At 40.3% G+C, this 24,054-nt stretch carries 25 protein-coding genes and 2 pseudogenes; 17 read left to right on the forward strand and 10 right to left on the reverse strand.

Annotation, left to right across the window (positions count from 1 at the left end; translation table 11 throughout):
- A pseudogene (locus FTU17_RS04240) lies at positions 1-269 on the reverse strand (IS4 family transposase); the annotation flags it as partial.
- A 387-nt stretch (positions 270-656) separates the two neighbouring features.
- Between FTU17_RS04240 and FTU17_RS04245 the strand changes: the two are divergent.
- Positions 657-2,833, forward strand: a pseudogene (locus FTU17_RS04245) (TonB-dependent receptor).
- A gap of 61 nt (positions 2,834-2,894) precedes the next feature.
- On the opposite strand, the gene FTU17_RS04250 reads toward FTU17_RS04245, so the two are convergent.
- Positions 2,895-3,956 carry an SDR family oxidoreductase gene (locus FTU17_RS04250; RefSeq protein WP_373684055.1) on the reverse strand — a complete coding sequence of 354 codons (1,062 nt, stop codon included), beginning with the start codon at positions 3,954-3,956 and terminating at the stop codon, positions 2,895-2,897.
- A 389-nt stretch (positions 3,957-4,345) separates the two neighbouring features.
- Between FTU17_RS04250 and FTU17_RS04255 the strand changes: the two genes are divergently transcribed.
- From FTU17_RS04255 to bfr, 3 genes are all read left to right on the forward strand, one after another.
- Positions 4,346-5,134 (forward strand): hypothetical protein, encoded by a 789-nt coding sequence (locus tag FTU17_RS04255; protein ID WP_180011991.1) that lies wholly within the window; start codon positions 4,346-4,348, stop codon positions 5,132-5,134.
- Between the two features lie 357 nt (positions 5,135-5,491).
- Entirely contained in the window at positions 5,492-6,466 is a 975-nt protein-coding gene (rlmF, locus tag FTU17_RS04260) for a 23S rRNA (adenine(1618)-N(6))-methyltransferase RlmF (RefSeq protein ID WP_180105694.1), read from the forward strand.
- Positions 6,467-6,827: 361 nt separating this feature from the next.
- Positions 6,828-7,292, forward strand: coding sequence for a bacterioferritin (gene bfr, locus FTU17_RS04265; RefSeq protein ID WP_067762676.1), 465 nt, complete (start codon positions 6,828-6,830; stop codon positions 7,290-7,292).
- A gap of 55 nt (positions 7,293-7,347) precedes the next feature.
- Here the strand turns inward: bfr and FTU17_RS04270 are convergent, their stop codons facing one another.
- Positions 7,348-7,881 (reverse strand): peroxiredoxin, encoded by a 534-nt coding sequence (locus tag FTU17_RS04270; protein WP_257222520.1) that lies wholly within the window; start codon positions 7,879-7,881, stop codon positions 7,348-7,350.
- A gap of 222 nt (positions 7,882-8,103) precedes the next feature.
- Between FTU17_RS04270 and FTU17_RS04275 the strand changes: the two genes are divergently transcribed.
- The 5 genes from FTU17_RS04275 to bioD all read left to right on the forward strand — a co-directional run bounded on the left by FTU17_RS04275 (position 8,104) and on the right by bioD (position 12,815).
- A complete protein-coding gene (locus tag FTU17_RS04275) occupies positions 8,104-8,835 on the forward strand; it encodes a YqiA/YcfP family alpha/beta fold hydrolase (protein WP_180134759.1) in 732 nt (243 codons plus the stop codon).
- An 86-nt stretch (positions 8,836-8,921) separates the two neighbouring features.
- A complete protein-coding gene (gene bioA / locus FTU17_RS04280) occupies positions 8,922-10,214 on the forward strand; it encodes an adenosylmethionine--8-amino-7-oxononanoate transaminase (protein ID WP_180011985.1) in 1,293 nt (430 codons plus the stop codon).
- Entirely contained in the window at positions 10,211-11,377 is a 1,167-nt protein-coding gene (locus FTU17_RS04285) for an 8-amino-7-oxononanoate synthase (protein ID WP_180134760.1), read from the forward strand. The genes bioA and FTU17_RS04285 overlap by 4 nt, the downstream gene beginning before the upstream one ends.
- Before the next feature lies 1 nt (position 11,378).
- Positions 11,379-12,152 (forward strand): malonyl-ACP O-methyltransferase BioC, encoded by a 774-nt coding sequence (bioC, locus tag FTU17_RS04290; RefSeq protein ID WP_180005440.1) that lies wholly within the window; start codon positions 11,379-11,381, stop codon positions 12,150-12,152.
- Positions 12,153-12,815: a dethiobiotin synthase gene (gene bioD / locus FTU17_RS04295; RefSeq protein WP_180005439.1), complete on the forward strand. Its 663-nt coding sequence runs from the start codon at positions 12,153-12,155 to the stop codon at positions 12,813-12,815. It abuts the gene before it with no gap.
- A 47-nt stretch (positions 12,816-12,862) separates the two neighbouring features.
- Here bioD and rluB read toward each other — a convergent pair whose 3' ends face one another.
- Genes rluB through FTU17_RS04310 form a run of 3 tightly spaced genes read right to left on the reverse strand, consistent with a single transcriptional unit; the run spans position 12,863 to position 15,410 of the window.
- Positions 12,863-13,981, reverse strand: a complete 1,119-nt coding sequence (gene rluB, locus FTU17_RS04300) for a 23S rRNA pseudouridine(2605) synthase RluB (protein WP_180134761.1) — start codon at positions 13,979-13,981, stop codon at positions 12,863-12,865.
- Positions 13,982-14,022: 41 nt separating this feature from the next.
- Positions 14,023-14,619, reverse strand: coding sequence for an SMC-Scp complex subunit ScpB (scpB, locus tag FTU17_RS04305; RefSeq protein ID WP_078190063.1), 597 nt, complete (start codon positions 14,617-14,619; stop codon positions 14,023-14,025).
- Positions 14,616-15,410, reverse strand: coding sequence for a ScpA family protein (locus tag FTU17_RS04310; protein WP_180005437.1), 795 nt, complete (start codon positions 15,408-15,410; stop codon positions 14,616-14,618). Before FTU17_RS04310 ends, scpB begins: the two co-directional genes overlap by 4 nt.
- A 339-nt stretch (positions 15,411-15,749) precedes the next feature.
- Here FTU17_RS04310 and FTU17_RS04315 point away from each other — a divergent pair, with 339 nt between their 5' ends.
- Entirely contained in the window at positions 15,750-16,469 is a 720-nt protein-coding gene (locus FTU17_RS04315) for a GNAT family N-acetyltransferase (protein WP_180134762.1), read from the forward strand.
- Positions 16,470-16,483: 14 nt separating this feature from the next.
- Here the strand turns inward: FTU17_RS04315 and FTU17_RS04320 are convergent, their stop codons facing one another.
- The 3 genes from FTU17_RS04320 to FTU17_RS04330 all read right to left on the reverse strand — a co-directional run bounded on the left by FTU17_RS04320 (position 16,484) and on the right by FTU17_RS04330 (position 18,283).
- A complete protein-coding gene (locus FTU17_RS04320; protein WP_180134763.1) occupies positions 16,484-16,810 on the reverse strand; it encodes a hypothetical protein in 327 nt (108 codons plus the stop codon).
- Between the two features lie 103 nt (positions 16,811-16,913).
- A complete protein-coding gene (locus FTU17_RS04325; protein ID WP_078190059.1) occupies positions 16,914-17,531 on the reverse strand; it encodes an L-threonylcarbamoyladenylate synthase in 618 nt (205 codons plus the stop codon).
- Positions 17,532-17,620: 89 nt separating this feature from the next.
- Positions 17,621-18,283: an elongation factor P hydroxylase gene (locus FTU17_RS04330; RefSeq protein ID WP_180134764.1), complete on the reverse strand. Its 663-nt coding sequence runs from the start codon at positions 18,281-18,283 to the stop codon at positions 17,621-17,623.
- 97 nt (positions 18,284-18,380) lie between these two features.
- On the opposite strand from FTU17_RS04330, the gene FTU17_RS04335 reads away from it, so the two are divergent.
- The 7 genes from FTU17_RS04335 to FTU17_RS04365 all read left to right on the forward strand — a co-directional run bounded on the left by FTU17_RS04335 (position 18,381) and on the right by FTU17_RS04365 (position 23,473).
- A complete protein-coding gene (locus FTU17_RS04335; RefSeq protein ID WP_078190057.1) occupies positions 18,381-18,938 on the forward strand; it encodes a DUF177 domain-containing protein in 558 nt (185 codons plus the stop codon).
- A 77-nt stretch (positions 18,939-19,015) separates the two neighbouring features.
- Complete coding sequence (rpmF, locus tag FTU17_RS04340; RefSeq protein ID WP_004279227.1) at positions 19,016-19,198, forward strand: 50S ribosomal protein L32; 183 nt, start codon at positions 19,016-19,018, stop codon at positions 19,196-19,198.
- A gap of 205 nt (positions 19,199-19,403) precedes the next feature.
- The gene (gene fabD, locus FTU17_RS04345) at positions 19,404-20,384 is read left to right on the forward strand and encodes an ACP S-malonyltransferase (protein ID WP_180059475.1); all 981 of its coding nucleotides are present in this window, start codon (positions 19,404-19,406) and stop codon (positions 20,382-20,384) included.
- Positions 20,381-21,115 carry a 3-oxoacyl-ACP reductase FabG gene (gene fabG, locus FTU17_RS04350; RefSeq protein ID WP_180063866.1) on the forward strand — a complete coding sequence of 245 codons (735 nt, stop codon included), beginning with the start codon at positions 20,381-20,383 and terminating at the stop codon, positions 21,113-21,115. Before fabD ends, fabG begins: the two co-directional genes overlap by 4 nt.
- Before the next feature lie 85 nt (positions 21,116-21,200).
- On the forward strand, positions 21,201-21,437 hold the full coding sequence (gene acpP / locus FTU17_RS04355) for an acyl carrier protein (protein ID WP_078190054.1): 237 nt from the start codon (positions 21,201-21,203) through the stop codon (positions 21,435-21,437).
- A gap of 191 nt (positions 21,438-21,628) precedes the next feature.
- Positions 21,629-22,102, forward strand: a complete 474-nt coding sequence (gene lysM, locus FTU17_RS04360; RefSeq protein ID WP_180008199.1) for a peptidoglycan-binding protein LysM — start codon at positions 21,629-21,631, stop codon at positions 22,100-22,102.
- Between the two features lie 108 nt (positions 22,103-22,210).
- Complete coding sequence (locus FTU17_RS04365) at positions 22,211-23,473, forward strand: hypothetical protein (RefSeq protein WP_180134765.1); 1,263 nt, start codon at positions 22,211-22,213, stop codon at positions 23,471-23,473.
- Between the two features lie 69 nt (positions 23,474-23,542).
- On the opposite strand, the gene hemJ is transcribed toward FTU17_RS04365, so the two are convergent.
- Entirely contained in the window at positions 23,543-23,995 is a 453-nt protein-coding gene (gene hemJ / locus FTU17_RS04370; RefSeq protein ID WP_180105702.1) for a protoporphyrinogen oxidase HemJ, read from the reverse strand.
- Positions 23,996-24,054 lie beyond the last annotated feature (59 nt).

Here is a 24,054-nt window from a genome sequence, read left to right on the forward strand (position 1 = left end):
GTTAATTGGACTTTATCGAATGAAAATATATTGAAAATTAACTGAGAAATTTGACGATAATCGAAATACTGATCTGCAAAGAAGCGTTGTATACGTCGATAAAATGATTGTGGTAAGCACTTGATGGGTAAGGCTTTAGATGCAGAAGAAAGATTACATGTCTGTTTTACAATTAATGCAAGCATAATCAGTGTAAAACATTTTGCATGTGACTTGTTCCACTTTAGATATTTGTTTAAGATGAGATGTAACTCATTGAAATGTGTCATCATATTCGTCGTCAGAAAACAAGTATTATGCCATTATTTCAATGAGTTATCTTTTTTTGTCGTGTACAAAGCTTTTGAATAATCATTGGATGTAAATGGATAAATCTATTCAAAGGGGCAATAACGCATGTAAAAGTTCAAACTATTTGTATGTTAATTAATCATTTGTTTGCGTAAGAGCTTTAATTGAACATACACAGTTTGTGTTTTTATTTTTTATAAAAATAATTAAAAACAAATATTTACATTTGTGTTGTCGATAATTTATAAAAAATTAATATTTATATTTCTCATTAAAAAAATATAATCATCGGGATTCATGATGCAGTTAAGAATTATTCTAAATATTATAATCACTCTTATTCAAATAAAACTAATCTTGAAATGATGAATAATTTTGCAAAAACATACTTAGTACGTTCTATAACTATGGTGCTGCTCGGTGTTGGAGGGGCAACATGTGCGCTTGCAGCGGATACAACGGTACTTGAGACGATTGAGGTTGAGGTGCCTGCAGAAAAGCAACTTGCAAATGGTAAGTTGAAAGCGCAGACAGACCTTGGTGCTTTGGGAAATAAAAAAATTGTTGATACGCCATTTAGCGTTGCTGCATATAGTGAAAAATTAATTGAAGAACAGCAAGCGACCACCGTGGGTGAAGTGCTGAGAAATGATGCAAGTATCCGCATTACCACCAATCAAGGCCACTTGAATGAAAACTTTAACCTACGTGGTTTTGATGTTAATCATGATGATATTGCATTGAATGGTATGTATGGTATGGCACCTTATGGGCGTGTACCAACTGAATTTTTAGATTCGGTAACGGTTTTAAAAGGTCCGAATGCATTGGTTGCAGGTATGTCGCCTGCAGGTGGAGTGGGTGGTGTTGTCATTGCCAAAACTAAGCGTGCAGATAAAGAAAAAACTCAAGTTTCAGCTTCAATGGAAGAAGGTGGCTTTTATCAATCAGGCTTTGATGTTTCACGTCGTTTTGGTGTTGAAAAAGAGTTTGGCTTACGTGTGAATGGTGCTTATGGTCAAGGTGAGCACATCATAGAAGGCATGGATGATAAACATGCTTCAGGTGCAATTGCTGCTGATTATACAACAGATAAATTGAAACTGAATTTTGATGCGTATGCTGTACGTGATGACCGTAATGGTGGTTCGCCTGCGATGGTGGCATTTGGTGTCAAAGATGCTCGTGGCCATACCTATAATGGCGTGCTTGCTGCACCTAAAGGCGATACCAACTATTTTAAAAATTTGGAAGGCCATACTGATAGTGAGTTTGTAGGCTTAAGTGGTGAATATGCATTTACACCTGACTTAAATGTTTATGCAGGTGTAGGACATATTGAAAAGGCCTATAGTGGCCATATTTTTGGTACGCGTCTTGTCGTTGGCCAAGCAGATGGTCATGCCACATCTCAGTACTATCGTACGGGGTCATCAGAGTCGATTACATCAGCAAATACAGGTATTCAATATAAGTTTAATACGGGTGCTGTAAAACATGCTGTAAATGTTCGAGCTGATTATTTGACCAAAGAAACAGATCAGCATGTTGCGGCAACACAAGAGAAAATTAATTCAACTAATTTGTATGATCCTGATACGACTGTAGGGATGCCTTCTGCGTACCCAGTGGTTAAACCGAATTTAGATAATAAATATACTAGCTATACGGTATCTGATCAGATTTCAATGTTGGATGATAAGTTGCAATTTATTGTTGGTGCACGTTATCAAGATATCGACACAAAGAATTTACAGAAAAATACAGGCTATCAAGACGATAAAATATCCCCAAGCTTAGTTGTTGTGGTTAAACCATTTGGTGAGAATCTTTCTATTTATGCAAACTATGTTGAAGGTCTTTCTGAAGGTGTAACGGTGAATAATGTTGCAGATGCCAACAATAATGTCACCTTTGCGCCATTCCAAACCAAACAATATGAATTGGGTGCTAAATATCAAACAGGTAGTTGGTTAAATACATTTGCACTGTATCAAATTGAAAAACCATCGACGATGTCTTCTGATTATTCTGATGGAAATACAGGTAGTAGTGTCAACCAAATCACAACAGATGATGCAGAAACACGTTCACGTGGCGTCGAGTGGGTATTTTCTGGGGAGATTTATACTGGACTAAATCTGATGGGTAGCTTGGCTTATATTGACGCTGAATATACCAAAGCAGCGGTGAAAAGTGGCGTAACCAATCAAGGTAATACGGTGTATGGTATTCCTGACTTTACTGCTACACTCGGCTTGGATTATGCAGTGCCGTATGTGGATGGTTTGAATGTTAATGCGCGTGCAAACTACGTGAGTGAACAGTACTTAAATGAAACCAATACACTTAAACTGCCAGACTATACAATTTTAGATTTAGGTGCGCGTTATAAAACCAATTTGGGTGGTGTAATACTACATTCTTAGCCAATGTTGATAACATGACTGATGAGCAATATTGGGAAGGTACATTCAACTCAGGTTATGCCTTAGTGGGTGGTCCACGTACCTATAAAGTTGGCGTGACTTTTGATTTCTAAGTTAGTTTAGTTTTTTTATATAAAAAGCCACCGTCAGGTGGCTTTTTTGCAAATGAATGATTTACGGAATATATTGCTTAACCACACCGTCATCGAGGAGTTGTTGGAAATGTTCAACCACACTTTGTTGAATATTTCGGTACTCAATGCCCAATTCTTTTTTACTTTTTTCAGCATTAAAGTAAATTGGGTAACCCATATTCAGTTCAACAAACTTTCGTGGGAAACCTGCAAGAGGGCCAAACAATTTAAATGCGGCTTTAGGCAACTGGTTGCGCGGGAAGGGGAATTTTGGACCAAAGTGCTGGCGCAGAATTTTGCCCATTTCCAGCAGGCTGAGCGTGCCGCCGCTGATAATATAACGGCCTTTTGCATTTGGGTTAAAGGCTGCTTGCAAGTGTGCATCCGCAACATCACGGACATCTACAATGCCATTCCACATCGGCGGTACACCTGCGAGGGTCATACCGTTAGCAAACTGCTCAAGCACTTCAACGCTGCCAGACTTGGTCATCGCAGTTAGTGAAGGGCCAAGAACCAGCGCTGGGTTGACACAAACCAGTTCCCAGCGGTTTTGTGCTTTTTGCATATCCCAAGCTTTGCGCTCCGCCATGACTTTTGAATATGGATAGGGCTGATGGGTTTCAGAGCTGGTGGTGTTCCAGTGAGACTCATCAAATTGGTTATTTGCTGTTTGCTTAATGTCGATCGCATCGCCATAAGTTGAAGCAATACTGGATGTCACCACCACGCGTTTTACAGATTCTGTTTGGTTGACGCTGTTTAATACATTTTCTGTGCCTATTACCGCAGGCTCAATAATATCTTTTACTGCATCTTTATAGTTGGTCACTACAAAAGGGGATGCCATATGGATCACAATTTCACAGCCTTGCATGGCTTCATCAAAGGCATGCGGTGTAAGTAAATTGGCTTCAAACAGTTTGAATGTGCCAGTACTTTGGTTTGCGATATTCTCTAAGTGAGCAAAGCTTTTTTTCTTATTCAGATCGCGTACGGTGGCGTGAACTGTATGTCCTTGTTCAAGCAGATTTTTAATGACCCAGCTGGCAATATAGCCTGTGGCGCCTGTAACGAGTATCGGTGTTGTCTTGGTATTCATGTTCTTCAACTTTAATTGACGCATTTTTTATCATATTGAGAATATTTAGTTTTGTCTTTGATTAATTTGAAAAAATATATTTTTATTATTGAGTTTAATGTGCTCTAAATTCAGCAGAAATCTCATGAGAGCGCTACAAAAGTGATTTTTTATTGATCTTAAAAATGCTCAGATGGGATGAGTGTTGGATAGATGCATATTCTTATGATTATGGGCGCAAAATCTCATAAATAAATGGACAAAGAGTCATATCTAACTTGTGAGCTTTAATTTAAAGCCTAGATCTTAGGTCTAGGCTTCCTGTTCTGTTCATTCCGTATAACAGCCATTATGTTAAATGGAGGAGATCTGACATAATTCTTGGCTTCAGTTAACTTTCTAAAAATCTTATGACTACACTTAATATCGAAAAGAAAGCAAATCCCCTTTTAAGTGATGAGGCTCAAGAATTGTTGTGTTTTGCAACAATTAGTGAATCTAAATCTTGGAAAGATGTTCTCAATTTGTATTTAGAAATTAAAGCAAAAAATGCTCCTAAGAAAGTGTTAATGCTTTTAGAAGATATAGGACAGTGTGAATATACGTCTATGCATGCTTCGATGGGAGATGGACTTTATTTTGATACATCGGAAATTATTGAAGAGGGTGAAGATGAAGATATAAGCTATGACAACACCCTGCCATTTCAGGTTAAGTATCATATTGATCAATTATTAAGATCTGAAAATAAGGTGAATATTCATGATCTACATGGAAAATTTAATTATAGTGATCAAGACCTATCTGTTTTATTAAAAATTAATGAGCAGCCTGAAAAAATTTTAGATGAAGTTATTCAAATTAAATTAGTTAATTCTGAAAATGATCATGAAAAATTTGCAGCACAGCTCAATGGATATTTTAGTTGTGATCTATCTCCTTTTGAATCTTTCAGTTTAATCCAATATTTGGATAAGAATTTTGATCTAGAATATGTTGGCTTAGGTGCGAGTTTATTATTTTTTATCAAGAAGCCAAGCTTTACCTTAGAGAAACTGGATTCTCTCTTCGAAGAATTAGATAACATTTATTCTTATAATCAAGAAACTAGTAGTAGGTTGAAACGACATTTATCAGATCATAATTATATGATCTTACCGTATGTTGATTCTCTAGATATATTTGATTTAGATGGATAATGAATATTAAGTTCCCCTAAAATTAACATAATACACGCTATACGAATACTAACTAACTTTTATTTCATATAAATCATTATTTTATGCTGATATGAAAAGCCCTATCATCACAGATTGGGCTTTTTTGTTGATTCTTCATCTTCCACGGTTTTTTTAATGAAATCTAATGCTATAGCAACCAAAAATGTACAGATTAAATAAGAATAGATGTCCACGTGGTTATTGATTTGCAGATAGACAAATAAAAGGATTGGGGCGTCATTGATGGTCAAATTCACGTACAATATCAACTAATTTGCAGGTAGATATCCTGCCTTATCAGATGATTCTGTTCTCCCGTTGAATATTGGCATACATATGGCGCAAGCAAAGAAATCTTTTCCGCAGCAAAAGTCGGAATTACATGCACGAAATCTGCACCGTAGTCGTTACGATTTTCCTCAGTTAATCAAGAGCTGTAAGGAACTTGCACCTTTTGTCAGCCCAAATAAATATAACGATTTATCGGTAGATTTTTCTGATCCGCACGCTGTGAAAATGTTGAATAAAGCATTGCTCAAGCATTTTTATGGCATTCAATATTGGGATATTCCTCAAGATTATCTTTGTCCGCCTATTCCGGGGCGAGCGGACTATATTCACTATTTGGCTGACTTGTTGAGTGCCAACAACAAAGGGCAGATTCCAACAGGACACAACGTTCAAGTCTTAGATATTGGGGTGGGCGCGAACTGTATTTATCCGATTATTGGTCATCGCAGCTATGGCTGGAAATTTGTAGGCTCAGACATACATGCTGCATCGGTTAAAAGTGCTCAATTTATTGTGGAGGCCAACCCGAATCTGCGTAAAGGCATTCAGATTCGATTGCAGAAAGTAGCGAGCAATATTTTCAATGGTGTGATTAAACCTTCAGATCGTTTTGATTTGACCATGTGTAATCCGCCATTTCATGCCTCACAAGATGAAGCCAACACGACCGCAACGCAAAAATTAAGAAAACTAGGCAAGCCAGTTGATAGGACTAAGGTGGTGTTAAATTTTGGCGGTCAAAAAAACGAACTCTGGTGTGATGGCGGCGAAGAACGATTTGTCTGCCAAATGGTGCAAGAGAGTATTCATTTTGCTGAGCAATGCCTTTGGTTTAGTACACTAGTTTCCAAGAAAACAACATTGCCAGTGCTTTTAAAGGCCTTAGCGAAGAGCGGCGCAGTGGATGTGAAAACCATTAAAATGACGCAGGGACAAAAAGAAAGCCGTTTTGTCGCTTGGACTTTTTTAGATTCAAAGCAGCAGCAAGCGTGGAAGAATGCACGTTGGACTTCAGCTTAAGCCTGTCTTATTTGGAAATGTTCACCTTGCTCTTGACTGCAATGCATAGGGTATCGATATAAAGTTTCCCATATCGATAAGCACCATGTGTTGAATCAATCAGGAGATATTTTTGCTAAACAAGACGCATTGTTAATTGTTACAAAAAACAGCATCCAGCGATTTTTGATTATTTCGTGTTCTAAATGCATTGAATATTCTGCAAGGGCTTCTTTTATATGTGAAAAATGCGCTGAATTGAACTGAAAATGCGTATGCTTATCATTTAAATTTTATATAAATCATAAACTTACAAAAATTATATTTTGCATTCATTTTGAAACTTGTCCATAATATTTGAAAAGGGTATGGAGTGAAGAAAATGCGTGGCAATCCAGAAGTCGTAGACTACTTAAATATGCTGATCGGTGGCGAACTGGCTGCTCGTGATCAATACTTAATTCATTCCCGTATGTATGAAGATTGGGGCCTGAGCAAAATCTTTGAACGTATCGATCATGAAAGCCAAGAAGAAGGCTCACATGCAGATGCATTGATTCGTCGCGTATTGTTCCTTGAAGGAACACCGAATATGAATCGTGATGATATTGAAGTCGGTACAGACGTTGTGACCTGTTTAAAAGCAGATTTGGCGCTTGAATATCATGTGCGTGAGAAACTTGCACAAGGCGTAAAATTGTGTGAAGAAAAGGGTGACTATGTGACCCGTGATATGCTCCGTCAGCAAATGTCAGATACTGAAGAAGATCATACCTACTGGCTTGAAAAGCAAATGCGTTTGATCGAACTTATTGGTCTACCAAACTATATTCAGTCTCAAATGTAATTAATAAAATATAAAAAACCCAGCTTCTGCTGGGTTTTTTATTGGACCATGAAAACTATTGTTGTAGTTTTTTAATATCTGCCAAGACCTTCGTCGCGTGTGTCTGTGCATTCACGCTGGTGTAGTGATACACAATAATGCCTTTCGGATCAATCAGAAAGGTTTCACGTTTGGCAACTTTCAAAATCCCTAAGTTTCGTACAATACCTAGCTGAGTCGCCAGCTTATGCTGTTGGTCGGCAAGAATTGGAAAGGGAAGTCCGAGTGCTTTAGAGAACTTTTGATGTGATGCAACATCATCTAAGCTTGCACCCAAAACAACCGCATTACTTTTTAAAAATTGTGGATATAGGGTTTTAAATTGATTGGCTTCTTCTGTACAACCGGGTGAGTTGTCTTTGGGATAAAAGTACAGAACGAGCCATTTCCCTTGATATTGCTTCAGTTCGTGCCATTTTCCATTTTGATCTTGCAATTTAAAGTTGGGTGCGGGTGTGCCTACCCATTGTTTTTGTTTGTTTTGACTGGTGCTGAGTATTGATGTTTCGGCAACTGTGATTTGGGTAGTTGCTATTAAAGCATATGTCATGAAACAGATTTTAAGGAATGAAGAAACTTTCATAGAGCATCAGTTTATATTGTTCTTTATCTGATCTTAGCAAATTTTAAAGCGATGTAGGCAGTCAGATTTTATATCTATTGAAATTGATTCCAAATGTATTTTGCAAATCGGTTGATGTGCTGAAATGCCACTATCAAACTTACTTTGAACTTTTATACTATTTGGAATCGGTTAATTTTAGAGTTTGCATTGAATCAACATATTTTACTTATTACTGGCTGGGGCGGCGGTCGTAAATTACTTACTCCTTTACAGCAGGCATTGATCACACAAGGTTATCAGGTCGAATTATGGAATATTTTTGATGCCTTAAATCTAGAAGTGCTCGAACAGAAAGTTGAATTGGCGCAGCAATTTGATGTGATTATTGGCTGGTCACTTGGTGGTCAATTGGCGACGATTTTGGTAGATGAAATTCAAAAAAAATATCAACAACAAAAAGTGCTGATCACACTTGGCTCAAATCCAAGTTTTGTGGCTCATGAAAAGTGGTCTGCTGCGATGGATCAAGCGACTTTTCAAAGCTTCAAACAATCTTTCGAGCAGGATGCAATTTCGACCCTAAAAAAGTTTGGTTATATGGTTTGTCAGGGTACTTATAGCACCAAGCAAGATTTCATCATCTTGCAAAGTTTGATTCAAGCGCAAAATTTAGATGTGCTTCGAGCAGGATTAAACTGTTTGGAGAAGCTTAATAATGTCAGTATCTTGAAAAACTACACAGGTCATCAATACCATATTTTTGCTAAGCAAGATTATTTGGTTAGTTACAAAGTTGAACGCTTACTGCGTAATTTAGCTGTAAAGTTTTTGGAGACAGAATTGGTTTCTGGCTCACATGGCTTTCCATTGTTTCAATCTGAGGTCATAAGTTGCAAAATCTGCCAATATTTAAAGAAAATAGAACAAATCTCTGAATAGCTGGGCTTTATGGCAATTTATTTTTCATTGGCGTGGGGGTAACATCTTGCCACATTGATGTTTTAGCCTGATACATGGAGTGAGGGATGGTCAATTTAACCGATCTACAATTTGATCAGCAGCATATTTGGCATCCCTATACATCGATGACTCAGCCCCTTCCAACGTTTAAAGTGAAACGTGCGCAAGGGGTAATGATTGAGCTTGAAGATGGTCGTCAATTGATTGACGGTATGTCTTCATGGTGGTGTGCAATTCATGGTTATAACCATCCCGAGCTAAATCAGGCAGTGACCGATCAACTGCAACAGATGTCACATATCATGTTCGGTGGATTGACACATGATCCCGCGATTCAACTGGCTAAATTACTGTTAAAAATCACACCGCCCAGTTTAGATAAAATCTTCTTTGCCGATTCAGGTTCGGTTGCTGTCGAAGTAGCCTTGAAAATGGCAGTGCAGTATTGGGCATCTTTACATCAACCGAATAAAACTAATTTTGTCACACCACGTTCTGGCTATCATGGCGACACTTGGAATGCGATGTCTGTGTGTGATCCCGTGACAGGGATGCATCAAATTTTTGGCCCAAGTTTACCAAATCGAATTTTTGTTCCTGCGCCGCAAGTTGGCTTTGACCAAGCGTGGAATCAGGCGGATATTGCTGAGCTAGAAAAGACTCTCTCTGAACAGCATGCGCAGATTGCAGGCCTGATTTTAGAGCCGATCGTGCAAGGTGCCGGAGGTATGCGTTTCTATCATCCTGAATATTTACGTCAAGCTAAATTACTCTGCGAAAAATACAATATCTTGTTGATCTTCGATGAGATCGCGACAGGTTTCGGGCGAACAGGAAAACTCTTTGCTTGGGAATGGGCCGCAGTTGAGCCAGATATTATGTGTATTGGTAAAGGACTGACAGGCGGTTATATGACCTTGTCTGCAACCCTGACTACGCAGAAAGTTGCGAATACGATCAGCCAAGGCGAAGCGGGTGTGTTTATGCATGGCCCAACCTTTATGGCAAATCCGTTGGCATGTGCGGTCGCAGTAAAAAGTACCGAACTGCTGCTGTCTCGAGATTGGCAAGCGAATATTCGACGTATCGAAACACAATTGAAGTTTCATTTACCAGCACTTTCATCGCTTGAACATGTCAAAGATGTACGAATACTTGGTGCAATTGGTGTGGTGGAATTGACCTTTAATGTCGATATGAAAACGCTACAACAGGAGTTCGTCCGTCGTGGCATTTGGATTCGTCCATTCGGTAAGCTGGTTTATGTCATGCCGCCATATATTATTTCTGAGCATGAATTAAAAACATTGTTAGAACACATGGTTGAGGTGGTGAAAAACATGGAGCAGCCAGCATGAATCTGCTCAACCATTTTTCAGAGCAGCTTGATCAGCTGAAACAGCATGGCAACTTACGTCAGTTCACGTCAAATCATCAGCACGATCGTTACATTAGTATTCATGATCACAAAATGTTGAATTTGGCGTCAAATGACTATTTGGGCTTGGCGTCCAATGTTCAGCTTCGTGAACAGTTTTTTGATGAGACCCCGAATAATCAACGTTGGATGAGTTCATCATCCTCTCGATTGCTGACGGGGAATTTTCCAGAATATGAGCAACTTGAATCAACATTAAGTGATGCCTTTCATGGCCGATCAGCACTGTTATTTAACAGCGGCTATCACATGAATATCGGGATTTTACCTGCACTGGCAGACAGTAAAACCTTGATATTGGCGGATAAGTTGATTCATGCCAGTATGATTGATGGCATCCGCTTATCAACTGCGAAATATGTGCGCTATCGCCATAATGATTTGGCACATTTATCTCAGCTTTTATGCAGATATCATGAAAATGAGGCTTTTGAGCGGATCATTGTAGTGACTGAATCGATTTTCAGCATGGATGGTGATGAAACAGATTTAGCTGAACTGGTACGGATCAAAAGGCAATTTAGCAAAGTCATGCTGTATGTCGATGAAGCGCATGCCATTGGTGTGCGCGGTGAGCGAGGTTTAGGTTGTGCTGAACAATATCAAGTGATGGATGATATTGATCTTTTAGTCGGGACATTTGGTAAAGCACTGGCTTCAATAGGGGGGTATCTCATCTGTCATTCGATTATTCGTGACTATTTGATTAACTCGATGCGACCGTTGATTTTTAGTACCGCACAGCCCCCGATCTGTATGGCGTGGACAGATTTTATCTTCAAGAATGTTTTAAATTTAAAAGCAGAGCGTCAATATTTACAGCAAATCAGTCAAAGTTTGCAGCGAGCTGTGCAAGACAAAGGTTTTGATTGTCCATCTACATCACATATTGTGCCCGTCATTATTGGCGAGTCGAATAAAACTGTAGCAAAGGCTCAAGCTTTGCAAGCAGCAGGTTTTTATATCATGCCTGTACGTCCACCCACTGTGCCGCAGCATAGTTCGCGCTTACGCATCTCTTTGACTTCCAACATTGGTCAAGAAGAGCTGCATACATTAATCAAGCAACTAATGGCAGAGTAAGATGCTGGATAAATCTCAAATTAAGCAGCGCTTTTCTAAAGCTGTGTTGACCTATGATCAGCAGGCTGTGGTTCAAAAAAGAATCTGCACAGAGCTGGCAGGACTGATGGATCAGTATGTCGGGAAAAAACATTGGCATCAGGCTTTGGAAATTGGTTGCGGTACAGGAATGTTCACGCAGGAAGTGTTAAAGCATTGTTCAATTGATACTTTATATTTGAATGACTTGTCTGAAAATATCGTCACTTTGCAAGATGCTACCTTTTTGCAAAAGACCCATACCCATCTGCTGATGGGTGATATTGAAAAGCAGGCGCTTCCGCAAAACTTAGACTTGGTTATTTCAAGTTCTGCTTTGCAGTGGATGTCCGATTTACCGCAGTTGTTTAGCAAAATATATGAAGCTTTAAAGCCACAAGGATATTTTGTATTCAGCAGTTTTGGTACGGAAAATTTGCGTGAAATGAAGCAACTGACGGGCTGCGGTTTGGATTATTTTGAAATTCATCTGCTGCAACGGTTTTTGATGGATTGTGGTTTTGAATTTGTCATGATGAAGCAAGAGGTACAGCAATTGTATTTTGAGCATCCCCGCGATGTGCTTCAGCATATTAAGGCAACGGGAGTGACTGCAACGGCACAACATCGCTGGACAAAAAGCACTTTGCAACAGTTTTATCTGGATTATGCACAGTTTGTACATGCTCCTGATTCAGAGGATTTTCAGTATCCGCTGACCTATCATCCCATCCAATGTATTGTAAGGAAAAAATAAGTGGCTCAAATTTACTTTATCAGTGGAATAGACACAGGCATCGGTAAAACTTATGCGACGGGTTATTTAGCGAAATTGTGGAATGAGCAGGGCCAAAAAACTATTACCCAAAAGTTGATCCAAACGGGCAATGTCGATATTTCTGAGGATATAGAACAACATCGTCAAATTATGGGTACGAGGTTGTTGGTCGAAGATGAAACCAAACTTACGATGCCTGAAATATTTAGTTATCCTGCGTCGCCACATCTCGCCACCAAACTCGATGGACGTGACATTGATTTTGCTAAAATTGAATACGCGACAAAACGTTTAACTGAAAAATATGACAACGTTTTACTCGAAGGTGCGGGAGGGTTGATGGTGCCATTGACTACGGACCTTTTAACCATCGACTATGTTGTAGAGAAGCAATATCCCGTTATTTTGGTGACTTCGGGGCGTTTGGGCAGCATTAACCATACGATTTTAAGTTTGGAAGCACTAAAAAGTCGTGGCTTGGCGCTTTATGCACTGGCTTATAATTTAAATGATGAATCGCAAGATGTATTGATTTCTAAAGATACTGCTGAATATTTAAAAGCATATTTAGCCAAACACTTTCCAGAGGCGTTATGGATTGATGTTCCAGTGATTCCGTCAGTGTTGATTCCGTCAGTATAAAGAAACAAAAAACCGCTCAAATGAGCGGTTTTTTTATACTTAAGAAATTAAAATTTCTTAAAGCCTTTGTTGTTTCCGCTAAATGCGCGACTTGGCACAGAGTCATTACGACGCTCACGATTGCCAAAATTGTCGTTACGACGTTCACGGTTACCGAAGTTTTCACTGTTGCGATCATTACGGTTATTGTTGAAACCGTCGTTGCGACGCTCTGAACGATTAAATCCATTGCCTTGGAATCCACCTTCAGTACCACCAGTACGACGTTCGCCACGATTGTCTTGATAACCATTGCTTTGTTGTGGCTGGTTTTCGTCACTGTCACGACGTTGTTGGCGTAAGTAACCACCACGACGTGCTGCCATTGGTTTATCTTGCATACGTTCAGTACGACGTTTCGCCATACCAAACAGGCCAGTACCTTGACGTGGTTTAAGCTCAACGGACTTGGTTAAGTTGTCGATATCTTGTTTATCTAGCTCGATCCAGCGACCAGTACGTAGTTCGCGTGGCAGAATTACTGAACCATAACGTGTACGTAAAAGACGGCTCACTTTTAAGCCTTGAGATTCGAAAATACGACGAACTTCGCGGTTACGACCTTCTTTTACGACCACTTGATACCAACGGTTAATACCGTCACCACCAATTTCAGAGAATGACTCAAATTTTGCAGGGCCATCATCTAAAACAACGCCTTGTAACATGTTGTTTTTTAACTGAGGAGTGACTTCACCCATGACACGAACGGCATATTCACGTTCGATTTCGCTAGAAGGGTGCATTAAACGGTTCGCCAGTTCACCGTCATTCGTGAACAGCAATAGACCTGTAGAGTTGATATCTAGACGACCCACCATCACCCAACGATCACCGGTAATTTGAGGTAATTGTTCAAATACCGTTGGACGGTTTTCAGGGTCATTGCGTGAGCAAATTTCGCCTTCTGGTTTGTAGTAAATCAACACACGGCGACGAATTTCGTCTTCAATTTGGAACTGAACTTTACGACCATCGATGCGAAGCTCATCACCCGGTTCAATACGTTCACCCACTTGGGCAACTTGCCCATTTACGCTCACACGACCAGCGGCAATGACTTCTTCCATATAACGGCGAGAACCCAAACCAACGCGTGCGAGCACCTTTTGCAATTTTTCACTCATGACAGCATAACCTTAGAAATTATCATCAACAGTTCACCTATTTATGACTTCGGTGCATTCGCATCGAGGGCCATAAAAGCTTCCTTGGCATCCTGCAGGGGAGGCAATTGGCCCAAAGAGGTCAGACCAAAAGCATTTAAAAATTGAGGCGTTGTAACTAACAACGCGGGTCGTCCAGGGAGTTCACGAAAACCAGATTCTTTAATCCAGTTCCAGTCAAATAACGTACGTAAAATTTGACTATTGTTGGTCACCCCACGGATTTGCTCAATATCTGCGCGGGTTACCGGTTGATGGTAAGCAATGACAGAAAGAGTTTCGAGCAAGGATGGCGATAAACGAGTTGGTCGTTCAGGCCAGGTCTGTGCAATAATATTACGATATTTTGCACGTACTTGAAAACGGAAACCTTGAGCAGTTTCAACAAGTTCAATTGATCTGCCGTGTTGCAGCATTGAAAGTTGCTGCAAATATTGGCGTAATTCGGTTTTACTGAAACGGTCTTGGAAAGCCTCTTTTAAACGGGCAATACTCACCGCCGCTTCACTGGCAAAAATAATGGCTTCAAGCTGCATCAAAATTTCATGCAGATTATCTTCTGAAGACACCGCAGTCATTTGTTTAAGTTCAGTGTTCATGCACGTGCTCCCTGAATTGCAAGCGGTGCTTCTACACCTGATGCGACAATTTGAACTTTTTGTTGGCGTGTCAGTTCCAACACGGCCATAAATGTCACGACAACACCCATGCGGCCTTGGCTTGGTTTGAGTAAGTCCGCAAAATCTAATACTTCACCTGACTCAAGCTTAGTTTCAATATAAGCAATACGTTCTTCGAGTAAGACAGGTTCTTGTAAAATTTGGTGGGTAACCGGTTCTGGTCGATTAAAGACACAGAGTATGGCATCACGAAGTAATTGAATGTCATAGCCATCATTGGTTTCGACTATTGTTCCTAAACTGACATTGGTATCGAATGTATCTCGATCCAATACTGTCATTTGACCTAATCTTTCCGCAGCTTGTTTGATGCGCAAATAGGTTTCTAAACGGTCAATTAATTCTTGTTTAGGATCTTGTTCATGTGCTGCGGTCGATTTAGGTTTTGGCAATAATAGACGCGATTTTAAATCGGCCAATAGGGCTGCCATCACCATATAGTCTGCGGTTAATTCAATATCTAGGGATTTCATTGCATCCATATAAGACAAATATTGGGATGCAATCGGGGCAATATCGACTTGTAATAAGTCGAAGCCATTTTTTTGAATCAGGTAAATCAGAAAGTCGAGTGGTCCTTCGAAATGCTCTAATAGAATTTCAAATGCAGCGGGTGGAATGTACAAATCTTCTGGAATAGCTTCTTGCCACTCATCCAAAACGCGAATGTGTGGAGCATCTTCCATAGAATTATGGACAGTTTGGTTCATTGCAATTATAGGCCACGCGAATTTTCAAAGGCATGCAGACAGCTTTCGCTTCGATCTCACATCGAAAGTAAAAGCACAAAAGTTATAAGGAATAGTGTAATGGAAAAATGCGTTTAAAGAAATTACTGAACGGTTGAATTGGGTAAAAAACTTAAAATTTATAGGGAATAGGCTTTATTTATACACATGTAAAATTTTAAAGCTGTGATATCGATCACATCTTGTGTTAATTATAAAAAATACACTCGTCAATCCGTGAGCGCATTTAAGCTGTGATGTCTGGATGATGGGCGTCCAACATGAAATGATTTGAATGAATTGACTAAAAGAATATTAGCTATGCCACAACAATATAATCAATGGGGTCAGTCTGTAGGGATGACGTTGACGCAGTTTGAACCTTGCCAGTTCAGATGTAAAACCGAAGTGGGGCAATCTGTTCGGCTTATTCCGATGTTGCCCGATCAGCTTGATGATAGTCTTTTACAGCGGCTATGGCAGACAGTACAACAAGAACCCGATGAACGTTGTTGGACGTATTTGCCTTATTCTCAAATTCTAAGCATGCAGCAATTGCGTGATTATTTTCAGCAATCCTTTTATTTTGCCGGTTCGATGCATTATGTCATTGAGGTTGGTGATGCCATTGTAGGATGGGTTGCTTTGCTCAATGTACGCCCTGCACATGCTGTCATTGAAATTGGCAATGTCTATTTTTCAAGTTTAATGAAGCAATCAACCGCAGCAACAGAAACTATTTATCTGTTGTTAAAAGCATGCTTTGCAGCGGGATATAGACGGGTGGAGTGGAAGTGTGATGACTTGAACACGCCTTCGAAAAACGCTGCTTTGCGTTTTGGCTTTCAATTTGAAGGGTTGTTTCGTCAACATGTGATAGTGAAAGGTCGTAATCGTGATACTGCTTGGTTTGCGATGTTGGATCAGGATTGGCCAATGTTGTCTCAAGCATATGCAGCATGGCTCGATACAAACAACTTTGATGAGCAAGGGCAACAAAAAGTTCATTTAAAGGAATTTATGCAGCTTTATTACGCTTGAGGAAAAGCACACTATCAAGGTTTTGAGCCTGTTGGTAAGACCCTTTGTTCAAGTGCAAATTCGATGATGAGTTGGCACTGCGCTTGCGAGCAGAGATTTTGATTAGCTCTACGTTTAAACAGCGATTTGACCGTTGATGCATGCAGAAAATAATGAAAAATTTGCGGCTGTGTTGTCGCTATTGGTGAAATTAAATTTTCATCTTTTGCCCTTAGTTGAGCCGTGGATTCTAAAGTCCAAGGCTCAGTGGCATATATAGCAAGATGATTAAGACTGCTTTGCTCGGAGACACTGAGGTCTGTCGCATTTTGGAGCTTGAGTAAAATCTGAAATAAAGTCATCAGGTCGATTCCTTTATCGAAAGGTAATTTAACCGCGCTTTGAGCAGATGACCTTTACATGCTGTGCCTCTGATCGGTAACAGCATGTATTTAACAGTACATGCTATTCAAAGGCACTGACATCACCGACACCACGGCGAATCACTTCAGGGTATTCACCTGCAAGGTTTACAACGCTAGTGGTATTCAAAGTACCTAAACCGCCATCAATCAATACATCTATGCGTTTGCCGATTTGCAGTTCAATTTCATAAGGATCATCAATCGGTTCTTTTTGGCCAGGTAAAATTAAGGTCGATGTTAATAAAGGCTCACCGAGTTCTTTGAGTAATAATTGGCAAATCGGGTTGCTCGGAATGCGTAGTCCAATGGTTTTCTTTTTAGGATGCATTAAACGGCGAGGAACTTCACTGGTCGCAGGCAAAATAAAGGTAGTGACCGCAGGGGTGTTATTTTTCAATAAACGATACATGGCATTATCGACTTTGGCATACGTGGCAATGTCAGATAAATCTGCACAAATAATCGCATATTGATGTTTAGCATCGAGCTGACGAATTTGGGCAATGCGTTCCATGGCATTTTTGTTCCCAATCTGGCAACCGATGGCATAGGCGGCATCTGTAGGATAAACCACCACATCGCCGGCACGAATCCGTTCAACGGCTTGCGTAATTAAACGGGGCTGAGGATTTTCCGGATGTATTCTTAAATGCAACATGTCGTTTTCCTCTTATTATTAAAAGCTCTAGACATTATGTCGCGGTCTATTCGCTTTGTGCAATGTGAAATGCAGTCAAATTGTATAATTTAATCAAGCATTTCACGTTGAAATTCATTCGCCTGTAACATTTTGCCAGCACGTGTACAGTGGCAAATGCATTGGATAAAGCGCCAAGCATCGCGTGGAAGTTTGGCTTCGCCTTTAAAATAAGCCTGTAATTGTGCATAGACATTATCTTTAAAGCTGCTGCCATCTCCTCCTTCACCAGTGAGGTTATCGAGTGATACACGAAACTTACGTCCAAAGGCTTTGGCAAATAACCATTCGATCGCTTGCGGCTTAATTTCTACCTGTTCAAAGAGGGCTTGTTGCTCTTTGCTGCGACCATCTGGTGCATACCAATAGCCTAAATCAGGAAGTAAACGGCGTTGATCACCAGCAATAGTCCAATGACTAATTTCATGCAAGGCGCTATTGAAATAACCATGAGCAAATTGAATACGGGCAGGGCCGTTTGAATCGGCAGGAAAGTACTCGGGCTCACAGTCACCTTTCACTAAGCACACATTCAGGTGGGAAAACCAATGATTAAAGTGTAAGATGAGCCATTCGACGTGTTCTGTTTCTGTGGAAAGTTTCTCCCAAGCCGAGAGTTGCACTTGGTCGGTTGAAATGTCAGAATCAAGCGTTGAAATTGTGCTCATAAGTGATGAAACATTCACTTCTGTTTGCGGCTGCAACAGATGCATAACTTAAGTTACCCAAATGGTCTGTCTAAATAAGTACAAAATTGTATCTTAATCTTTGACAGAGTACTGATGAATTTGTAGAATTGCCGCCTTAATTATGTCAGCAAATACCTTTCCGGCACAGATTGAGCCGTTTAAATGGGCTGAACAGGGCTTTAAATGGTCAGGAACACTGCCATTATCTCGCTTTGTTCGTATTGCTCGTGAAGCTGTTGGATCAATTGATGATCAATTGATTAACATAGACTGTAAGCTATCAATGGATGCTTATCATCGCATTGTATGGCTAGATGGTCATGTTGAAACAAATGTTCCAATGGAATGCCAGCGTTGTCTGGATACTGTTGAGATTCCACTTGTTTTAAGTTTTCATCTAGCTCTTGTAGATGACGAGTCACTGATAGAGCGCTTGGATGAGGATGCTGATTTCATCGTTTTAGGTGAAAGTGAAGCAACAACCAAAGGTTCATATGATGCACCTGCGACTGCTGATTTACTCTCACTGATAGAGGATGAATTGTTATTGTTGATGCCTTTGTCACCTAAGCACGACGCTTGTGAACATAAGCATCAACCTGCCGCTGAAGAGCTTGTTGAAGAAAAACGGGACAACCCGTTTGATGTTTTGGCAGGTTTGAAGGGTAAACTTAACTAATTTTTGTGTTATACTCTTGAGTATAAGACAATCGAATTTGTTCTGATCCATTTTTTCGATCTTTGTAAGGAGCCATCATGGCCGTTCAGCAAAACCGTAAAAGTCGCTCTCGCCGTGACATGCGCCGTTCACATGACGCTTTAACCGAGAATGCATTAACTGTAGACCAAGCTACTGGCGAGACTCACCGTCGTCACCACGTATCTAAAGATGGTATCTACCGTGGTCGTCAATTATTCGCTAAAGCATCTGCTGAATAATTGGTGATGTATTAAGCGTCAAGCTTAGTAGAAAAAATGGGAGCGTTAAGCTCCCTTTTTTTGTACCGATTTTTTGTTGCATTTGGCAATTACCAAGACAAAAATTAAGTGTTAAATTTCCGTCCCTGAAACAAGCTTACATGGGATTGTGTTGAATAAATGTCCAAATAGCATAAATTCACCAGTCTTGATAAAGGATTTTTTTATGTCTGCTAAACAACTCGAGCAAGCAGCTCAAGCTACTAAAACTGCATTCGTGTTTCCGGGTCAAGGGTCACAGAAAGTCGGCATGCTCGCTGAACTTGCAGAACAGTTTAGTAGTGTGCAAGCAACATTTGCAGAAGCATCAGAAGTAGTTGGCTTTGATCTTTGGCAAATTGCGCAAAGTGGTGAAGGGTTAAACCAAACAGAATTTACTCAACCTGTACTACTGACTGCCAGTATTGCTTTATGGCGTGTGTGGTTAGAGTTAGGTGGTGTTGCACCGAAATACCTTGCAGGTCACTCATTAGGTGAATACAGCGCCTTGGTTGCTGCGGGAGCGATGAGCCTAGGTGATGCCGTTAAACTGGTGAACCTACGTGGTCAGTTGATGCAAAGTGCTGTACCTGAAGGTCAAGGTGCAATGGCGGCAATTTTGGGTCTAGATGATGCCAAAGTCATTGAACTTTGTGCTCAAGCAGAAGGCCCAGGTTCAGTAGATGCTGCAAACTACAATGCACAAGGTCAAGTTGTCATTGCGGGTGATAAAGCCATGGTTGAAGCGGTTATGGCTGCTGCTAAGGAAAATGGCGGTAAGGCAATTGCACTTCCGGTTTCTGTGCCATCGCATTGTGCATTGATGAAACCTGCTGCTGAACAGTTTGCGACAGCATTGGAACAAACTGCCATTGAGCTGCCTACTATACCTGTAATACAAAATGTAGGCGCTGAAATCGCGACTGATGTAGCGCAATTACGTCAGGCGTTAACTGCACAGTTATACCAATCTGTACAGTGGACAAAGACCATGCAGTATTTGCAAGACCAAGGTATTCAGTACATTGCTGAATGTGGTCCGGGTAATGTCCTTGCGAATCTCGCAAAACGTTTGCCAAATATTGAAAAAGCATTCCCACTCGACACGAAAGGTCGTATGGAAGATGCACTGAATGCCATTTTAGTGGCAGAAGGGAAAATTGCATGACACAAGAACGCAAAGTTGCTTTAGTAACAGGTGCGAGCCGAGGGATTGGAGCAGCAATTGCTCAGCAATTGATTCAAGACGGTTATTTTGTTGTAGGTACTGCAACTTCAGAAGCGGGTGCGGAAAAATTATCTGCAGCTTTTGCTGAAAAAGGTGCGGGTAGAGTTTTAGATGTACGTGATGCAACTGCAATTGATGCATTGGTATCAGACATTGAGCAAAACTTTGGTTCTGTATTGGTTTTGGTGAACAATGCTGGTATTACCAAAGATAATTTGTTACTTCGTATGTCAGAAGATGATTGGGATGACATTCTCAACATTCATTTGAAAGCCGTTTATCGACTTTCTAAACGTGTTTTAAAGGGTATGACCAAAGCACGTTTTGGCCGAATTATTAATATTAGTTCTGTGGTTGCACATTTTGCTAACCCAGGACAAGCAAATTATTCTGCTGCAAAAGCAGGGGTTGAGGCCTTTGGTCGCAGCCTTGCAAAAGAGATGGGAAGCCGCCAAATCACTGTAAATGCAGTGGCTCCGGGCTTTATTGCAACAGAAATGACAGAACAGTTAAGCGAAGAAATTCGTAAAAAGATGAGTGATCAAGTGGCTTTAAACCGTTTAGGTGAGCCGCAAGATATCGCAAATGCCGTAAGTTTTCTTGCTTCTGAAAAGGCAAGTTACATTACCGGAACTGTATTACATGTAAATGGTGGTTTATACATGAGCTAAGCGCTCAAGTATAAACTTTCAAAACGATTTAGATTCAATTAAACTAACGGCATTAAAAACGCCACAAGCAATGAGGAGAATTCCTGTGAGCGATATCGAACAACGCGTAAAACAAGCAGTAGCTGAACAACTTGGTCTTAAAGCAGACGAGATCAAAAACGAAGCTTCTTTCATGGATGACTTAGGTGCAGACTCTCTAGACCTAGTTGAATTAGTTATGTCTTTCGAAAACGATTTCGACATCACTATTCCTGATGAAGATTCAAACGAAATCACTACTGTACAATCTGCAATTGACTATGTTTCTAAGAAACTAGGTTAATTTTAGATTTCAGCGATGCTGATTTAAAAAGCCACCATTCGGTGGCTTTTTTTATGCTGAATATTTTGTTTTTACATTAGCTTACGTTTCTGTCACCAACAACAACTCAAAAGCGGTTATTTTTTAGCTATAAAAATAGAGTTTGAACAATAGTTAAATTATTTAAAACAGTAAAAACAACGGAGAAAAACATGGGTCTTTTTGATTTTGTAAAAGGAATTGGTAAAAAAAATACAGCGCCTGCAGAACCTCAGGCAGCGCCAGCAACACCTTCTGAACCATCTGCACAAGAAATTGCCAATAAGTTATTGGGTCATATCAAAGCACTGGGCTTACCTGTAACTGGCTTGTCTGTGAGTTATAACGGGACTTCAGATCTAGCAACAGTGAAAGGTCAGGTGCAAAGCCAAGCAGATCGTGAAAAGATTATCTTGGCGGTAGGGAATATTGATCATGTGGCGCAAGTGGATGATCAGTTGACTGTAGCAACGCCAGAACCTGAAAGTAAATTTTATACAGTTAAATCAGGCGATAATCTTTCTAAGATTTCTAAAGAATTTTATGGTGATGCAAATCAATACAATAAAATTTTTGAAGCAAACCGTCCTTTGCTAAAAAATGCCGATGACATTTTCCCAGGTCAGGTGCTTCGTATTCCTGCATAAATATTTGTGTTTAAAGTAAAAAAAGCCATCTTGTGATGGCTTTTTTTTGTATGCGTGAATGGTGAAGTTGAATATAATGCGGCTGAAATAATTCAAAATAAGAAATCAATGAAACAAAAAATCATCTTTATTTTCTTGCTGTTGCTTGCAGTTGTTGTGTGTTTTTGTCTTTGGCTGCGGTGGGATGAGCGTATTGATCCTCGGGTGCTCAAGTGGCAGCAGTCTGAAATTTCTTATCATTCAAATTACACACAAGAGCTGTATTTTAACTTGCTTGGGCTGAATGCCGCAGATCGGTTTTCGGCATTGAATGTTGGGCGCTATCGTTATCATCAAGATTGGGCATTTAGTTTGTTGGGGCAAGAGCATCAGAATGTATTGGGCCAGCCATTGAATGCGAAGCTAACACGTGAAAAGTGGTCAGAAGAACAGACGAATTTAGTTGCGGAGTTTCAGCAATTGCTGGTCGATGATCCTAAGGCAGCTAGCGCATTTGTTGTTGAGCATCATCAGGTGCTCGGTGCGCTGATACAGCAAGAAAAGGTGCCGTTGCAGCGCTTTAACACATGGTTGCAGCATGCAGACCAATACCGCAGTTTAAGTATGCCGAGCAATTCCGCATATCCAGACTTTAAATATTTAAATCAGTTGGCGATCCTTTATCAGATCAATATTGCGTTAAATAAAGAGGATAAGCTGGATGCATATATGGCTGAATATCAAAGATTGCAGCAGATGCTTGAGCGCCCGATCTCATTGGTTGAAAGGATGCTGATTCAAAGCTGGCTGGCACGTTATGTTCGAATTATACGTAATGAGCAATTAAAGACTGGACAAGTTGTTTATTTAGAGCCTTTAAGTGCCAGTCAGTTAAGTTTGCGCTCAGCAGCGCAATTGGAAGCCTATGGCGTATATGCGGTGTTGAAGCAGGTGCAGCAATTATCGGACTGGAATACCTCGTTTATGTATTGGTTGTATTTGCCAAATCAAACTGCAAATCAATTGTTTAAGCAATATGAAGAGGCGGCACAGCTATCTGAGCTTTCTTATGATTCGTTTAGGATGCAGGCTGGTCAAAAACAGGGACAGTATTCATCTTGGCATATCAAAAACTATTTGGGCAATACTTTGTCCAATATAGAGGGGGTGCCTTGGGAGCGCTATGTGCTTGCAGGGCACATTTTGAATGATCGAATTATGATTTTTAATTTGTTGAATCAGGGTGCGACTGATTTAACGCAGTTGAATCAAAATAGCCACGGCCGACGTTTCTTTAAGAAGGAGGGTATGCTGTGTGCTGAGGTGCCGTATCCGCGTGAGCAATTTAGAGCACACAATTGGAATATTTTAGATAGCTGTGTGCAGTTGTAGTTTTTGTATATAAACATTTTGGTATAGAAATAAAAAAGCCCCAATGAGTAGGGGCTTTTTTACAGTCGTTTAGAAGCTTGGCTTCACGACCACTAAAATGATCACTGCAAATAAAATCAAAGTGGGCATTTCATTAAAATAACGCCAGAACTTATGCGATTTATAATGTGCATTTTCGATAAGCTTTTTACGGTAATAACCACATACAAAATGATAAATCACCAATAGTCCAACTAATCCAACTTTTAGGTAGAACCAAAGCGCTTCATGGTAGTGTCGAGTTGCATCACCCCAATCGACGAGGAAGTGCGCCGTGATCAGTGTAGCAATCATTGCGGGCCACATAATGCCGCGATATAGCTTGCGTTCCATGATTTGAAAGCGCTGATGACTGGTAGTATCTTCACTCATAGCATGGTAGACAAAAAGGCGAGGGAGATAAAATAGCGCTGCGAACCAGCAAACAACTGCGATGATATGCAATGCTTTGACCCAGAGGAAAGCATCTGATGGAGCATCCATATATTGACCCTTAAAAGGGCGGTGGGTGTGTGCTTTGGCACCGAAGCGCCAAAGCAGCA

The organism is Acinetobacter sp. YH12070 (genome assembly GCF_013419625.1).
GTDB classification, from domain to species: domain Bacteria; phylum Pseudomonadota; class Gammaproteobacteria; order Pseudomonadales; family Moraxellaceae; genus Acinetobacter; species Acinetobacter amyesii.

Excerpts from the sequence above, each read along its gene's own strand:
- FTU17_RS04325 (WP_078190059.1), bottom strand. The coding sequence starts at position 17,531 with ATGTTGCATTTAAGAATACATCCGGAAAATCCTCAGCCCCGTTTAATT.
- rlmF (WP_180105694.1), top strand. The coding sequence starts at position 5,492 with ATGGCGCAAGCAAAGAAATCTTTTCCGCAGCAAAAGTCGGAATTACAT.
- FTU17_RS04250 (WP_373684055.1), bottom strand. The coding sequence starts at position 3,956 with ATGAATACCAAGACAACACCGATACTCGTTACAGGCGCCACAGGCTAT.
- FTU17_RS04255 (WP_180011991.1), top strand. The coding sequence starts at position 4,346 with ATGACTACACTTAATATCGAAAAGAAAGCAAATCCCCTTTTAAGTGAT.
- FTU17_RS04365 (WP_180134765.1), top strand. The coding sequence starts at position 22,211 with ATGAAACAAAAAATCATCTTTATTTTCTTGCTGTTGCTTGCAGTTGTT.
- hemJ (WP_180105702.1), bottom strand. The coding sequence starts at position 23,995 with ATGGATGCTCCATCAGATGCTTTCCTCTGGGTCAAAGCATTGCATATC.
- FTU17_RS04310 (WP_180005437.1), bottom strand. The coding sequence starts at position 15,410 with ATGAACCAAACTGTCCATAATTCTATGGAAGATGCTCCACACATTCGC.
- lysM (WP_180008199.1), top strand. The coding sequence starts at position 21,629 with ATGGGTCTTTTTGATTTTGTAAAAGGAATTGGTAAAAAAAATACAGCG.
- scpB (WP_078190063.1), bottom strand. The coding sequence starts at position 14,619 with ATGAACACTGAACTTAAACAAATGACTGCGGTGTCTTCAGAAGATAAT.
- FTU17_RS04320 (WP_180134763.1), bottom strand. The coding sequence starts at position 16,810 with ATGACTTTATTTCAGATTTTACTCAAGCTCCAAAATGCGACAGACCTC.
- bfr (WP_067762676.1), top strand. The coding sequence starts at position 6,828 with ATGCGTGGCAATCCAGAAGTCGTAGACTACTTAAATATGCTGATCGGT.
- bioA (WP_180011985.1), top strand. The coding sequence starts at position 8,922 with ATGGTCAATTTAACCGATCTACAATTTGATCAGCAGCATATTTGGCAT.
- FTU17_RS04330 (WP_180134764.1), bottom strand. The coding sequence starts at position 18,283 with ATGCATCTGTTGCAGCCGCAAACAGAAGTGAATGTTTCATCACTTATG.
- fabD (WP_180059475.1), top strand. The coding sequence starts at position 19,404 with ATGTCTGCTAAACAACTCGAGCAAGCAGCTCAAGCTACTAAAACTGCA.
- FTU17_RS04315 (WP_180134762.1), top strand. The coding sequence starts at position 15,750 with ATGCCACAACAATATAATCAATGGGGTCAGTCTGTAGGGATGACGTTG.
- rpmF (WP_004279227.1), top strand. The coding sequence starts at position 19,016 with ATGGCCGTTCAGCAAAACCGTAAAAGTCGCTCTCGCCGTGACATGCGC.
- rluB (WP_180134761.1), bottom strand. The coding sequence starts at position 13,981 with ATGAGTGAAAAATTGCAAAAGGTGCTCGCACGCGTTGGTTTGGGTTCT.
- FTU17_RS04335 (WP_078190057.1), top strand. The coding sequence starts at position 18,381 with ATGTCAGCAAATACCTTTCCGGCACAGATTGAGCCGTTTAAATGGGCT.
- FTU17_RS04270 (WP_257222520.1), bottom strand. The coding sequence starts at position 7,881 with ATGACATATGCTTTAATAGCAACTACCCAAATCACAGTTGCCGAAACA.
- FTU17_RS04285 (WP_180134760.1), top strand. The coding sequence starts at position 10,211 with ATGAATCTGCTCAACCATTTTTCAGAGCAGCTTGATCAGCTGAAACAG.
- fabG (WP_180063866.1), top strand. The coding sequence starts at position 20,381 with ATGACACAAGAACGCAAAGTTGCTTTAGTAACAGGTGCGAGCCGAGGG.
- bioC (WP_180005440.1), top strand. The coding sequence starts at position 11,379 with ATGCTGGATAAATCTCAAATTAAGCAGCGCTTTTCTAAAGCTGTGTTG.